This window comes from Kitasatospora sp. NPDC059146 (assembly GCF_042786665.1).
GTDB lineage: Bacteria > Actinomycetota > Actinomycetes > Streptomycetales > Streptomycetaceae > Kitasatospora.
The window spans coordinates 37,406-51,140 of the sequence record NZ_JBHZCY010000011.1 but is presented as its reverse complement, the minus strand read 5'-3'; the positions used below and the strand labels follow the sequence as shown (position 1 = coordinate 51,140).

The window sequence follows — 13,735 nt, the reverse complement described above, 5'->3', positions numbered from 1 at the left end:
GTAGGTTGATTTCGTGCATCTCAGGTACTCCTATCGCATCTATCCGACGAAGGGTCAGCGGCAATCGCTGGCCCGGACGTTCGGATGTGCGCGGGTGGTGTACAACGATGCGCTCGCCCTGCGGAAAGCCGCGTGGAAGGCGGACGGGTCGAGGATCCCGACCGGTGCCCTGGCCAAGTCGGTGATCACCGAGGCGAAGAGGACGGATGCCCGGTCGTGGCTGGGGTCGGTGTCGGTGGACGCGTTGCAGTCGTCCCTGCGCGATCTGGATACCGCGTACCGCAACTTCTTCGACTCGGTGTCCGGCAGGCGGGCCGGTCGCCCGGTCGGGCTGCCAGTGTTCAAGTCGAAGCGCGATGCCCGGCAGTCGCTGCGGTTCTCCCGCAACGGGTTCCGGCTGCGGGGCAACGGGAAGCTGAACCTGGCGAAGATCGGTGACGTGCGGGTGAAGTGGTCGAGGGCGCTGCCCGCCGACCCGTCGTCCGTGACGGTCGTCCTGGATGCGGCTGGCCGGTACCACGCCAGTTTCGTGGTGGACGTCGAACCCGAGCACCTGCCCGAGGTCGATGCCGAGGTCGGCATCGACCTCGGGCTGACCACCTACGCCGTCCTCTCCGACGGCAGCGTAATCGACAACCCCCGCTTCCTCCGCAAGGCGGAGAGGAAACTCAAGGCCGCGCAGCGGGCGCTGTCCCGCAAGGCGAAGGGGTCGAAGAACCGGGCCAAGGCCCGCCGCAAGGTCGCCAGGGCCCATGCCAAGGTGACCGACACCCGCATGGACTGGCTGCACAAGCAGACCACCAGGATCATCCGCGAGACCCAAGCGGTGCACCTGGAGGACCTGAACGTGCGCGGCCTCGCCCGGGGCCGTCTGGCCAAGTCCGTCCACGACGCCGGATGGGCCGCCTTCCGGCGCCTGCTCGAAGAGAAAGCGGCCCGGTACGGGCGGCACGTCGGGATCGTGCCCCGCACGTTCCCGTCCTCCCAGCTCTGCTCGGAGTGCGGACACCGCGACGGACCCAAGCCACTCGCGGTGCGCGAGTGGGTCTGCGGTGCGTGCGGTGTGCTGCATGACCGTGACCTCAACGCTGCTGTCAACATCCTGGCCGCCGGGCAGGCGGACAGGCAAAACGCCTGCGGAGGACCGGTAAGCCCCGGCGTGGCGATCCCACGCCGGGCACGGTCTGTTGAAACAGGAACCCACCGGAACACCAGCGGACCGGGGCGCAGGTCCCGTGCCGCAGGCGCGGCCGGAATCCCCGCGCTTCAGCGCGGGGAGGATGTCAACAACGACAACGTCATCGACCTGCCCCCAGGGGCAGCCCGCCCAGTTGAGCTGGCGCCTCCCGGATCCAGGACCCCGACGCGTTCGGGCGCACCGCCGCCCGGCACCGACACACTCTTCTGCACCACGAACTGCCCGGCCAGGGGCAAGGTCTTCGCCAAGCCCGGCACCATCATCGGCTTCGGCTGGCTCAACCAGCAGTTCGCCATCAACGCCCAGAGCTACGCGGGCTACCTCCAGGCGGACGACGGCCACCTCTACACCTTCTTCGTCGGCGTCAACGGCGCGGCCGTCCCGAACATCCAGGGCTTCTTCGACGTCAACGACGACGTCGACCAGATCGCCGTCCTCCTCCAGCAGGAGGCCTGCAAGCAGGACCGCGCCGCCGGCCCGCACCGCCCGACCGCCTCCTGAACTCCGCTGCCCCGCCCGGCCGGTGGTACCGGCCGGGCGGCACCACTGAGTTCCCAGTTTCTGGACTTGTGGGTCCATTTTCGGGCGCCTACCGTGCTGGACGTCCCCTCCCGGGACGAACCCGCACAGGAAGGTGTCACCCCATGCACGCGATCCGCATCCAGGAGCACGGCGGCCCCGAGGTCATGCGCTGGACCGAGCTGCCCGACCCGGTGCCCGGCCCCGGCGAGGCGCTGGTGCGCCTGGGCGGGGCCGGGGTCAACTACCTGGACGTCGGGGCCCGTTCGCAGGGCGCCGGGGGCTGGGCGGCCCCCGTCGTGCTGGGGGCCGAGGGCATGGGGTACGTCAGCGCGCTCGGGGCGGGGGTGACGGACCTGGCGGTCGGCGACCGGGTGGCCTGGTTCTACCACCCGGGCAGCTACGCCGAGTTGCTCGCGATCCCGGCCGCCGCCCTGGTGAAGGTGCCCGAGGGCGTCGACGACGCGACGGCGGCCGGCCTGCTGATGCAGGGCCTGACCGCCAACCACCTGAGCACCGAGACCTACCCGGTCGGCCCGGGCGACACCGCCGTGGTGCACGCCGCGGCCGGCGGGGTGGGCCTGCTGCTCACCCAGCTGGTCAAGGCCCGCGGCGGCCGGGTGATCGGGCTGGTGTCCCGCGCGGAGAAGGCCGCCGCGGCCGAGGAGGCCGGCGCCGACCACGTGCTGGTCCACTCCGGCGCCGGATTCCAGGATCGGGTACGGGAGTTGACCGGCGGCCGCGGGGCCGACGTCGTCTACGACGGCGGCGGCGCCGACACCTTCGCCTCGTCCCAGCTGGCCCTGCGCCCGCACGGCGTGCACGCCTACTACGGGCCCTTCATGGGCGTGCCCACCCTGCGGCCCACCGACCTGCCCGACAGCATCCTGCTGACCTACCCGGTGGTGCACCACCACGTCCCCACTCGCGAGGCCCTGGTGCGGCGCAGCGCCGAGGTGTTCGACCTGGTGCGGGCGGGGCGGCTGACCCAGCGGATCACCGGCCGCTACCCGCTGGCCGAGGCGGCCCGGGCGCACGCGGACCTGGAGTCCCGGCGGACGACCGGCAAGCTGGTGCTGGTGCCCTGAGCGGGAAGGGCGTGGACTCCGGGAGGTACGAGGTGGCACTGACCCGCAAGGGCGTGGCGACCAGGGCGCGCATCGTCGAGGGCGCGGCCGGGCTGATCCGCGAGGAGGGGGTGTTCGCGCTGCGGCTGGAGGACGTGATGGCCCGCACGGCGACGAGCAAGAGCCAGTTGTTCCACTACTTCCCGGACGGGAAGGACGGGTTGCTGCTGGCCGTGGCCCGCCACGAGGCGGCGCGGGTGCTGGAGGACCAGCAGCCGGAGCTGGGATCGCTGGACGACTGGGCGGCGTGGCAGCGCTGGCGGGACAAGGTGGTGGCCCGCTACCGCGCCCAGGGGGTGAACTGCCCGCTGCACACGGCGCTGTCGCAGCTGGGCTCGACCACGCAGGCGGCGCGGGCGGTGGCGGCCCGGCTGCTGGAGCAGTGGCAGGAGCAGCTCGCGGCGGGGATCCGCCGGCTCCAGGAGGGCGGCGCGGTCACGGCGGAGCTGGACGCCGGCCGGGAGGCGGCGGCGCTGCTGGCCGGGATCCAGGGCGGGGTGCTGATCCTGCTGACCACGGGGTCCGTCGTCCATCTGGAGGCGGCGCTGGACGTGGGCCTGGAGCGGCTGCGCGGGGCCCGTCCGGGGGCCTGAAAGTGGCAGGTCCCACACCGTTGGGCGCCGAAAGTGACGAGGGTCACCCGTGGCGGTCCGCCGGGCGGGCGGAGGGCGGCAGGGCCCGTGAGGACTGGGCGGGGCGTAAACCGGCACGGGCGAAGGGCCTGTCCGCTTCGGGACCTTGGGCACGAATCCGGCCGACCTTCGCCCCGGTGGTTCACCCTCCGTACCCGGGCAACCGTGGACGGTCGCCCGGTGTGATCGGGCGATGGCGTCGTCCACGGTGGGCGGCGTCGTTCCCCGCCGTCTACCCGGCGCACGGTGACGCGTGCAGAGCACGTGGCCGCCGTACGTCCCGGAGGACCCGCAGACCCATGTCCCAAACGATCGACAACGCCCCGTACACCGCCTTCCACCGCAGGCTGGCCCTGGCCTGTTCCGGTGGGCCGCTGCTCGACGGCTACATCCTGAGCATCGTCGGTGTCGCCCTGATCGGGATGCGCCCCGAGCTGGGACTGTCCACCGCCGAGGTCAGCCTGATCGGCGCCGCCGCCCTGGTGGGCATGTTCGTCGGCGGCGCCGTGTTCGGCGTGCTGACCGACAAGATCGGCCGGGAGGTGATGTACACCGCCGACCTGCTGGTGATGGTCGCCTGCTCGGTGCTCTCGTTCTGGGTCGACTCGGTGTGGGCGATCACCGTGCTGCGCTTCGTGCTCGGCATGGCGGTGGCCGCCGACTACCCGATCGCCACCTCCCTGCTGGCCGAGTGGCTGCCCGCCAAGCACCGCGGGCGGCTGCTCGGCCAGCAGATCGTCGCCTGGTACGCCGGCTCGGTGCTCGCCTACGTGGTGGGCTACCTGTTCCTGGAGCTGGCCGGGCCGGGCAGCTGGCGGTGGATGCTGGCCAGCTCCACCGTGCTGTGCGTGGTCTTCCTGGTGATCCGCCGCGGCTCGCCGGAGTCGCCGCGCTGGCTGGCCGCCAACGGGCGGGTCGGCGAGGCGGTGCGCGTGGTCGAGAAGCACCTGGGGGTGCGGGTCGACGGCCGCGAGCTGATGCCCGACCCGGCCGGGCGCGCCCGCGCCGCCGGCGGGCTGCGGCTGCTGATGACCCCGCCCTACCGGCGCCGCACCCTGTTCTGCGGCCTGTTCTTCCTGTGCCAGGTCGGCCCGCTGTTCGCGATGCTCACCTTCGGCCCGCAGATCCTCTCCTCCTTCGGCATGCCCGGCGGCACCGTGACGGAGACCCTGGGCACCGGGCTGATCAGCCTGGTCTTCCTGCTGGGCTGCTACCCGGCGCTGCGCCTGATCGACACCAAGGGCCGGCGCCCCGTCATCGTCTGGTCCTTCGCGCTGATGACCGTGCCGCTGGCACTGCTGGGGGTGTGGCCCACCGCCCCGGCGGCCGTGGCGCTGACCGCGCTGTGCGCGTACGCCTTCCTGTGCGGGGGGCCGAACGTGCTGGACTGGACCTACCCCAACGAGCTGTTCCCGACCGAGGTCCGGGCCACCGCCGTGGGCATGGCCACCTCGGTCAGCCGGATCGGCGCCGCGGTGGGCACCTACCTGCTGCCGCTGTCGCTGACCGGCCTGGGCACCGGCCCGACCATGCTGATCGCCGCCGGGGTGACGGCGCTGGGCCTGCTGGTGTGCGTGCTGTGGGCGGAGGAGACCCGCGGCACCGCGCTGGGCGCCTCCCCGGCCGCGCCGGGTACGGACCGGACGCCGGGCGTCCCGGCGCAGCGGGTGGCGCAGACGGTGCGCTGACGGTCGGCGTGTGAAGGCGGCGGCGCCGCCCGGGGTCCTTTCCCGGGCGGCGCCGCCGTCGCTCCTCACCATGGCTCGTCCGCCGTGTCGGCGACGCCGTTCAGGCGGTCGAGCGCGGCCCGCAGGACCCGCCGGTCGAGGTAGCCCGGGTAGCGGGGGTGGGGCGGGAGGGGGTCGTCGCGTTCGACTCCCGGAGGCAGGCCGCCGGTGGCGGGCGCGAGTTCGCGTTCGTCGCGGAAGGCGAGGGCGGCCCAGAACTCGGCGGCCAGCGGCACGGCGGCCACGCCGGGGGGTGGGGGCCAGGACTCGCCGGTGCGGGGGTGGCGCGGGACGACGGCGAGGTCGGGGCGGCGGTGGGGCAGCGGTCGGCCCGGTCCGGCCAGGGCGGCCCGCAGGGCGGGGCGGGCCGGTCCGGCGGCGGGGGGCGGCAGTTGGGCGAGGAGGGGGCGGAAGGCCTGGGCGAGCGGGCCGGTGGCGAGGTCCAGGGGCGCGCCGTCGGCGGCGTGGACCAGGTGGGCCAGGGTCACGGCGGCCTCCACGTCCCAGCGGATGCTCCGGTTGCCGTCGCCGTCCGACGGGTCGGTGGCGCACCACCGGTCGGTGACGGTGTGCCAGTCGGCGATCGGGGCGTCGGGGCCGGCCGGGACGGGGCGCACCGCGGAGGGTTCCAGCCAGGTGGCCTGCCACAGCGAGCAGTCGTCGATCCTGGTGGCGACCTTGCGTCCGCAGCCGGCGCAGGTGACGTTGGGGCCGTAGCGGCCGTCGATGCCGCAGCAGGCGCCGAGTTCGCGGCGCTGGACGAGGGCGGTGCCGTGGGCGTCGCCGGGGGCGATGACGGTCGGGCGGGGCCCGCGGGCCGGGTCACCGTCGACGGCGTAGGTGCCCGGGTCCATCAGGACGGGCATGGCCACGCCGTTGCCGAAGGGCAGCCCGGCGTAGACCGGGTAGGGGACCCGCGTCAGCGGCCCGGTCAGCGCGGTGCCGCACGCCCTGCACTCGAAGACCTCCACGCCCGCCCGTTCCCCCTTCGTCCGCCCCGCCGACGGGCGAGTATCTCCGCCCTGGCGGGCCGGCGCCAGCGGATTTCCGGGGCCCGGATCTGACGGCTTGTCAAGTTCGCGCCGGAGCCGTCCGACCGGCAGTAGCCTCGGCCTCTGCGACGACGCAACGATGCTCCGAGGGCGGCGGTGGTCGAAGGAAGGTCAGAGGCGGTGCCCGCCTGGGCGCACCGCCCAGCTGGCGGCCGCGTCTGACTGTCAGTGCCTGCCGGTAGGTTGATTCTCGTGCATCTCAGGTACTCCTTTCGTATCTATCCGACGGCGGGTCAGCGGCAGCTGCTGGCACGTACGTTCGGGTGTGCGCGGGTGGTGTACAACGATGCGCTCGCCCTGCGGAGGGCCGCATGGAAGGCGGACAGGTCGAGGATTGCGACCGGTGCTCTGGCCAAGGCGGTGATCACGGAGGCGAAGAGGACGGATGCCCGGTCGTGGCTGGGGTCGGTGTCGGTGGACGCGTTGCAGTCGTCCCTGCGCGATCTGGACACGGCCTACCGGAACTTCTTCGACTCGGTGTCTGGTAAGCGGCAGGGACGCCCGGTGGGGCTGCCGGTGTTCAAGTCGCGCAAGGACAGCCGGCAGTCGCTGCGGTTCTCCCGCAACGGATTCCGGTTGCGGGGCAACGGGAAGCTGAACCTGGCGAAGATCGGTGACGTGCGGGTGAAGTGGTCGCGGCCGCTGCCTGCTGATCCGTCGTCGGTGACGGTCGTGCTGGACGCGGCCGGGAGGTACCACGCGAGTTTCGTCGTGGACGTGGAACCCGAGTACCTGCCCGAGGTCGATGCCGAGGTCGGCATCGACCTCGGGCTGACCACCTACGCCGTCCTCTCCGACGGCAGCGTGATCGACAACCCCCGCTTTCTCCGCAAGGCCGAGAAGAAGCTCAAGGCCGCACAGCGGGAGCTGTCCCGCAAGGCCAAGGGGTCGAAGAACCGGGCCAAGGCCCGCCGCAAGGTCGCCAGGGCGCACGCCAAGGTCGCCGACACCCGCAAGGACTGGCTGCACCAGCAGACCACCAGGATCATCCGCGAGAACCAAGCGGTGCACCTGGAGGACCTGAACGTGCGCGGCCTCGCCCGAGGCCGCCTGGCCATGTCCGTCCACGACGCCGGATGGGCCACCTTCCGGCGCCTGCTCAAGGAGAAGGCGGCCCGGTACGGACGTCATGTCGGCATCGCGCCCCGCACGTTCCCGTCGTCCCAGCTGTGCTCGGCGTGCGGACACCGCGACGGACCCAAACCCCTGCACATCCGGGCGTGGGCCTGTGGCGCATGCGGCATGCTCCATGACCGTGACCTCAACGCCGCTCGGAACATCCTGGCCGCCGGGCAGGCGGACAGGCTAAACGCCTGCGGAGGACCGGTGAGACCCGGCGTGGCGATCCCACGCCAGGCACGGCCCGTTGAAACAGGAACCCACCGGAACGCCGGCCGCACCGGGCGCAAGCCCCGTGCCGCAGGCGCGGCCGGAATCCCCGCGCTTTAGCGCGGGGAGGATGTCAAGTTCGCCGCGTTCCGGTTCGAGGACGAGGACGGCCCCGGCCGCTCGCGGCGGCTGGCGGACTTCCACCGGATGCTGGGCGCGGTCGGCCTGGCCTTCACCGCCCTCGGCGCGGACCCGACGGCCCCGGGCGCGCCGGCCGCGGGCACGACGGCGCCGGACACGACGGCACCGGGCGCGACGGCCCCGGGCGGCGGCGTGTTCGAACACGACGGCCTGGCCCACGCGGTGGCCGTGCTGCGCTGCTGGGACCTGACCCTGCGCGGCGCCGACCGGGCGCGGGCGCTCGAACTGGCCGAGTCTGAGGCCCCCGGGCAGGCGGCCGCCGTTGAAAGTATCGTCCTGTGCAACTATTGTTTGGACATATAAAGCGCATCAGCAAGCGCCTGTGTCCTGGCGCTGCCGTTCCCACCGGGAGTCCGACATGAGCACCACCCTCTTCACCCCGTACACGCTGCGGGAGCTGACCGTTCCCAACCGGGTCTGGATGCCGCCGATGTGCCAGTACAGCGCCGCACCGGCCGGAGAGGCCGCCGGGGCCCCCACGGACTGGCACTACACCCACCAGGCGGCGCGGGCCGCCGGGGGCACCGGGCTGATCATCACGGAGGCCACGGCGGTCAGCCCCGAGGGGCGGATCAGCCCGTACGACCTCGGGCTGTGGAACGACACCCAGGTCGAGGCGTTCCGCCGGATCACCGACTTCCTCAAGGCGCAGGGCACCGTCCCGGCCGTCCAGCTCGGGCACGCCGGGCGCAAGGCCTCCACCGAGCGGACCTGGGTGGACCGCGGACGCGCCCTGAGCCCCGACGAGGAGCACGGCTGGACCCCGGTCGCCCCCAGCGCGCTGCCCTTCTCGCCCGAGCACACCACCCCCGAGGAGCTGACGGTCGATCAGATCGCCGAGATCGTCGGGCAGTTCGCCGACGCCGCGCGGCGCGCCCTGGCGGCGGGCTTCCAGGTCGTCGAGGTCCACGGCGCCCACGGCTACCTGATCCACCAGTTCCTCTCCCCCGAGACCAACCGCCGCACCGACGCCTACGGCGGCTCCTTCGAGGGCCGCATCCGCTTCGCGCTGGAGGTCGTCGACGCGGTGCGCGAGGTGTGGCCCCAGGAGCTGCCGCTGTTCTTCCGCGTCTCGGCCACCGACTGGCTCACCGAGAACCCGCAGGACGGGCGCGAGGGCTGGACCTCGCAGGACACCGTCCGCCTGGCCAAGGAGCTCCAGGCGCACGGCGTGGACCTGCTGGACGTCTCCACCGGCGGCCTGGTGCCCGACGCCGCGATCGAGGCCGGCCCCGGCTACCAGGTGCCCTTCGCCGAGGCGGTGCGCGACCAGGTCGGCCTGCCGGTGGCCACCGTCGGCCTGATCACCGAGCCGGCCCAGGCCCAGGAGATCCTGGCCGCCGGGCGCGCCGACGCCGTCCTGCTCGGCCGCGAGCTGCTGCGCAACCCCTCCTGGGCCCGCCGCGCGGCCGGCGAGCTGGGCGGCGAGGTGCACACCCCCGTCCAGTACCACCGCTCCTGAGAACGCGCTGCGGCCGCCGCCCCCCCGCGGGGGGGGGGGGGGCGCCCGGGCGGTGTGCGGGGGGGCGGGCTTGACGCTGGGGGCGGCGGTGGCGCGGGGCCCGGCGTGGGCGGCGGGCGGCGGCCGCAGTCGAGTTGACGGTGCGTCAGGAATTGACGATGCGTCAGGAGTTGCCGCGGCCCAGGAAGTGGCCCGCGGTGGTGGCGCTGGTGGAGCGGCGGTCGTGGGAGGCGTCCTCGACGACGTGGATCATGCTGCTGTCCGGGTCCGTGCCGCGGTCCTTGGCCCAGCCGCTGACCAGGTGGGTCATCTCGTTGTTGGCGTCCAGGTAGGTGTCGGAGATCTTGGCGTTGGCGACGCTGTTGTTGTGGTCCTTCATCTGGTTGTCCCACTCCCAGGCCCAGGTGTCGACCAGGCGCTGGGCGCTGTCGCCGACCCACGGGATGGGGGTGAGCGGGGCGCCGACCACGTGGTAGGCCACCTTGGCCTTCCAGTCGGCCTGGAGGTTGGCGTCGTCGCGCTGGCCCATGGCGACGTCGGCGCGGATCGCGTCGTAGACGCCCAGGCTCGCGGCGCCCTTGTTCATCACGTCCTGGATGTCGTTCTGCGAGGGGTTGGGCCCGATCGAGGACAGCTCCTGGGCGATCTTGGCGCTCTCGGCCTGGTGCAGGGTGGCGTACGCGTCGGGGTTGTCGGACAGTCCGCGCATCACCCGCACCAGGCTGTCCTCGCCGACGCCCATGTGCACCGTGCCGTTCGCGTCGGTCCACACCGTGCTGCCGTGGTCCAGGTACTGGGAGTTGCGGCCGTTGAAGATCTCGTGGCTGTCGTTGGTGTAGTCGGCCAGCGCGTTGGCCAGCGGCTGGCGCAGGTTGGCGTTGACCTTGGTGCCGCCCTGGCCCTCGTCCAGGGTGGTGACGGTGTCGTGCATGATCCGGGCCTGGGCCTCGGTGTGGTGCCCGGTGTGCGGGGCGCCGGCCGGCTGGCCGGTGGTGGCGGCCTCCAGCGCCGCGCCCAGGCCGCTCTGCGCCAGCGGGTCGGGCGTCTTGAACGGGCCGGCCATCGACGTGACCCAGCCCTCGGGCCACTTGCGGTCCTTGAGCAGGTAGTGCAGGTGCTGGTTGCCGCCGCCGGAGTTCGGGTCCAGGTAGGCGGTGGCGGCGTCCGGCTCGCGGCCCATGACCGCGAGCACGTTGTCCAGCGGGTCGGCGCCCAGCGCGGTGCCGTTGTGGTTGGCCTTGTAGGCCCACGCGTCGGGGGTCTTCTTCTCCGCCGCGGTGATGTCGTCGGCCAGGTCGCCGAGCATCCCGGCCGAGTACTTCGCGTCGCCCTTGGCCATCAGCGTGGTCAGGACCTGGTACCCGTACACCGGCTCGGTGTTGGAGCCGTAGTTGTGGTCCGCGTCGCAGCCGACCTTGGCCATGCCCGCGCGCCAGCGCCGGTAGAAGTCGGTACTGGTGTCCTGGGTGGCGGAGGCCAGCGCGTGGGTGAGGCCGCCCTGGAGGTCGGTGTAGGCGGCCTTCTTGTCGCCGCCGGGGCTGCTGAGCTTCCCGGCGAGCTTGAGCGTGCCGTCCGGGCCGAGCCGGTCCAACAGGCCCTGGGAGAAGGCGGGGTGGTCGGCCTTGTCCTTCATCAGGTCCTGCAGCTGGACCAGTTGCTCCGGGGTCAGGTCGTCCAGGTGGGTGGCCAGGTCGGCGGCGCGCTGGGCGTCACCGGCGTCGCCGCCGCCCACGGCCTGGCCGTTGAAGGTGGTGTCCAGCGGGTTGCCCGCCTTGGAGGCGCCGCGCAGGGCGGCGGCGATGCGCTGGTCGGCGCGGGTGGCGGCCTGGACGCCGGCCGCGATCGCCTTGGTCCACCTGTCGGCCGCGTCCTGGTAGGACTGCCGGCCCTCCGGGTCGTGGTGCAGGGCCTGGCGGGTGGCCGGGTCGAGCGTGCTCTCGTCGAACACCGCCGTGCCGGTGCCGGTCACCTTGAAGCCGTCCTTGACGGCGCCGTCGGCCGCGTCGCGGGTCTGCTTCTGCGCGGCGGCGAAGTCGGCGTGCGCCTCGTCGAGCAGCGAGGCCATCGCGTTGGCCTCGGTCTGGGCGTCGACGATCTGGCCCTTGGTGGCCAGCAGCGCCGTGTTGGCCAGGTTCGCGGTGCCGCCCGTCCACCAGGGGCCGCCGGTCAGGCCGTTGCCGCTGCCCGGCAGGCCGGGGCCGCCCGGGGTGAACAGGCCGTTGCCGCCGATGCCGCCGCCGTTGCCCGCGCCGCCCAGGACGTCCTGCTCCATGGTGGTCTGCATGGTGTGGAAGCGCGTCGCCATCGCGCGCCACTGGGTGGCGGCGGCGGTCAGCGCGTCCGGATTGGCGTTGATGACGTCCTCGTATCCGAGCATGGTCACTGCACCTGGAGGGACTGGGCGATGGACAGGTTGGTACTGCGGTAGTTGGCGCCGGTGCTCTGCATCGCGCCCGCGTTGGCGTTCAGCCGCCCGGTCAGCGCCTTGACCTGCTGGTGCCACTCGTCCAGCGAGTCCTTCAACGCCCCGGCGCTGTCCCAGTTCTTGAGGCCCGTGACCGCCGTCCCGGTGGCGTCGTCGGCGACCGCGCCCGCGCCCGGACAGTCGTGGGCCAGGTTGGTCAGCGTGGCGTGCGCCTTGTCCAGCGCGGCGTGGTTGACCCCGAACCCGCCCGGTGCCGGTGTGCTCATCCGTCGTTCCCCCATGTGTGGTGACCCGGCGGTGTGGTCGCCGGGCGCCGATGATCGTAAGTCCGCGGAGCACCGGTTGACGCAAGGGAGGCATCAGAGATTTGTCACCGTTTCGTCACCGCCCGGCGCCCGGCGGACCGTTCGGGTACGGCACACCCGCCGGGCCGGGCCCGCGCAGCACCCCGGCGACCGTACGGCCACCGGGCCCGGCGACCGCACGGGGCCGTCCGGGCGGGCGCGCGGCGACCGCGCCCGTACGCCGTTGACGCCCGACCGGCCCCCCTCTACAACGGGGCTCAGACCCGGCCCCGAGCTCCCCGAGGAGCAAGCCCATGGCCCCGGACGCCCCCCGCTGCCCCGTGCTCGACATGACCGCCCGCACCCTCCACCAGCAGAACGCGCGGCTGCGCTGCGCCGGACCGGCCGTACGCGTCGAACTCCCCGACGGCATCATCGCCTGGTCGGTGACCCGCGCCCCGGTGATCCGCGCGCTCACCGGCGACCCCCGCGTCTCCCGCGACGCACGCCGCCACTGGCCCGGCCTGGCCGCGGTGCCCGAGGGCTGGCCGATGGGCCCGATCGCCTTCCAGCAGAACTTCTTCAACCGCTACGGCGACGAACACCGCTCCGCCCGGCGCCGGATGGCGACCTCCTTCTCACCCCGGCGGGTGTCCGCGCTGCGCCCCCGGATCGAGGCCACCACCGCCGCCCTCGTCGGCGCGCTGGGCGAACTCGCCCCCGGCCAGGCCGTGGACCTGCGCCGGGCGCTGTCCCTGCCGCTGACCATGACGGTGATCTGCGACCTGTTCGGCGTCCCCGCCGACCTGCGGCCCCCGATCGGCCGGGCGATGGACGCCCTGCTGACCACCACGGCGGCCAACGAGCAGATGACGCTCTCGCGCGCCGAGATCAACGTGGCGCTGACCGACCTGCTGGAGCTCAAACGGCGCGAACCCGGCCCCGACCTCGCCAGCGACGTCGCCGCGCTCAGCACCGGCGGCGACACCGGACGCACCGAGGAGGAGTCCCGCGACACCCTGTTCCTGATGCTCGGCGCCGGGTACGAGACCGCCGTCAACCTCATCACCAGCACCGTCCAGGCCCTCCTCACCCACCCCCGCCACCTGGCCGCCGTCCGCACCGGCGCCCTCGGCTGGGAGGACGTCATCGAGGAGACCCTGCGCCACGAGAGCCCCGTCATGCACGTCCCGCTGCGCTACCCGCTGGAGGACATCGACCTCGGCGAGGGCGTGGTCATCCGCCGCGGCGAACCGATCCTGCTCGGCTTCGGCGCGGCCGGCCGCGACCCGGACCTCCACCCGGACCGGCCCGACGAGTTCGACCCGACCCGCCCCGACAAGGAGCACCTCGCCTTCGGGCACGGCCCGCACTTCTGCCTCGGCGCGCCCCTGGCCCGCCTGGAGGCCGAGGTCGCCCTGGCCGGCCTGTTCGGCGCCCACCCCGACAGCGCCCTGGACCCCTCCCGCCCGGCACCCGCCCGGCTGGAGTCGGCGATCATCAACGGCCCGGCCGAGCTCTGGATCGTCCCGACGCCCGCCGCGCCGTGATGGCCCAGGGTCCGTCTTCGGACTCCCGTCGTTCGCCCGGAGGGCGGGCGGGGCGGCGTTGGGGTGCGTGCATCGCAAGGCGGAGGAGGGAGGCGATGCGGTGGGGGCACCTCCCGGCCGAAGGCTGGGGGCCATCGGGCGACCGACGACAACGCGGCGAGGTGCGTGCCCCGGCGGCGCCCCGCAGGCGGGAGCCCGAAGACGGACCCTAGGGGCCCCCCACCCCCCG

At 73.3% G+C, this 13,735-nt stretch carries 11 protein-coding genes; 8 read left to right on the top strand and 3 right to left on the bottom strand.

Annotation, left to right across the window (positions count from 1 at the left end; genetic code table 11):
• The first annotated feature begins 13 nt into the window (after window positions 1-13).
• The 4 genes from ACFXPX_RS07185 (at window position 14) to ACFXPX_RS07170 (ending at window position 5,164) form a co-directional block, all read left to right on the top strand.
• A complete protein-coding gene (locus ACFXPX_RS07185; protein WP_380639978.1) occupies window positions 14-1,699 on the top strand; it encodes an RNA-guided endonuclease InsQ/TnpB family protein in 1,686 nt (561 codons plus the stop codon).
• 143 nt (window positions 1,700-1,842) lie between these two features.
• Window positions 1,843-2,805, top strand: coding sequence for a quinone oxidoreductase family protein (locus ACFXPX_RS07180; RefSeq protein WP_380639976.1), 963 nt, complete (start codon window positions 1,843-1,845; stop codon window positions 2,803-2,805).
• Between the two features lie 32 nt (window positions 2,806-2,837).
• Window positions 2,838-3,437, top strand: a complete 600-nt coding sequence (locus ACFXPX_RS07175; protein ID WP_380593591.1) for a TetR/AcrR family transcriptional regulator — start codon at window positions 2,838-2,840, stop codon at window positions 3,435-3,437.
• Between the two features lie 338 nt (window positions 3,438-3,775).
• Window positions 3,776-5,164 carry an MFS transporter gene (locus ACFXPX_RS07170; protein WP_380525291.1) on the top strand — a complete coding sequence of 463 codons (1,389 nt, stop codon included), beginning with the start codon at window positions 3,776-3,778 and terminating at the stop codon, window positions 5,162-5,164.
• A gap of 65 nt (window positions 5,165-5,229) precedes the next feature.
• On the opposite strand, the gene ACFXPX_RS07165 is transcribed toward ACFXPX_RS07170, so the two are convergent.
• The gene (locus ACFXPX_RS07165; protein WP_380639974.1) at window positions 5,230-6,174 is read right to left on the bottom strand and encodes a hypothetical protein; all 945 of its coding nucleotides are present in this window, start codon (window positions 6,172-6,174) and stop codon (window positions 5,230-5,232) included.
• 273 nt (window positions 6,175-6,447) lie between these two features.
• Between ACFXPX_RS07165 and ACFXPX_RS07160 the strand changes: the two genes are divergently transcribed.
• The 3 genes from ACFXPX_RS07160 (at window position 6,448) to ACFXPX_RS07150 (ending at window position 9,247) form a co-directional block, all read left to right on the top strand.
• Window positions 6,448-7,704 carry an RNA-guided endonuclease InsQ/TnpB family protein gene (locus ACFXPX_RS07160; RefSeq protein WP_380639972.1) on the top strand — a complete coding sequence of 419 codons (1,257 nt, stop codon included), beginning with the start codon at window positions 6,448-6,450 and terminating at the stop codon, window positions 7,702-7,704.
• A gap of 87 nt (window positions 7,705-7,791) precedes the next feature.
• On the top strand, window positions 7,792-8,088 hold the full coding sequence (locus ACFXPX_RS07155; RefSeq protein ID WP_380639970.1) for a hypothetical protein: 297 nt from the start codon (window positions 7,792-7,794) through the stop codon (window positions 8,086-8,088).
• Window positions 8,089-8,143: 55 nt separating this feature from the next.
• Window positions 8,144-9,247, top strand: coding sequence for an NADH:flavin oxidoreductase/NADH oxidase (locus ACFXPX_RS07150; RefSeq protein WP_375897118.1), 1,104 nt, complete (start codon window positions 8,144-8,146; stop codon window positions 9,245-9,247).
• Between the two features lie 163 nt (window positions 9,248-9,410).
• On the opposite strand, the gene ACFXPX_RS07145 is transcribed toward ACFXPX_RS07150, so the two are convergent.
• Window positions 9,411-11,624, bottom strand: a complete 2,214-nt coding sequence (locus ACFXPX_RS07145) for a DUF6571 family protein (RefSeq protein WP_380640036.1) — start codon at window positions 11,622-11,624, stop codon at window positions 9,411-9,413.
• Window positions 11,625-11,626: 2 nt separating this feature from the next.
• Window positions 11,627-11,938 carry a hypothetical protein gene (locus tag ACFXPX_RS07140; protein WP_375897123.1) on the bottom strand — a complete coding sequence of 104 codons (312 nt, stop codon included), beginning with the start codon at window positions 11,936-11,938 and terminating at the stop codon, window positions 11,627-11,629.
• 332 nt (window positions 11,939-12,270) lie between these two features.
• Here ACFXPX_RS07140 and ACFXPX_RS07135 point away from each other — a divergent pair, with 332 nt between their 5' ends.
• Window positions 12,271-13,506 carry a cytochrome P450 gene (locus tag ACFXPX_RS07135; RefSeq protein ID WP_380595136.1) on the top strand — a complete coding sequence of 412 codons (1,236 nt, stop codon included), beginning with the start codon at window positions 12,271-12,273 and terminating at the stop codon, window positions 13,504-13,506.
• Window positions 13,507-13,735 lie beyond the last annotated feature (229 nt).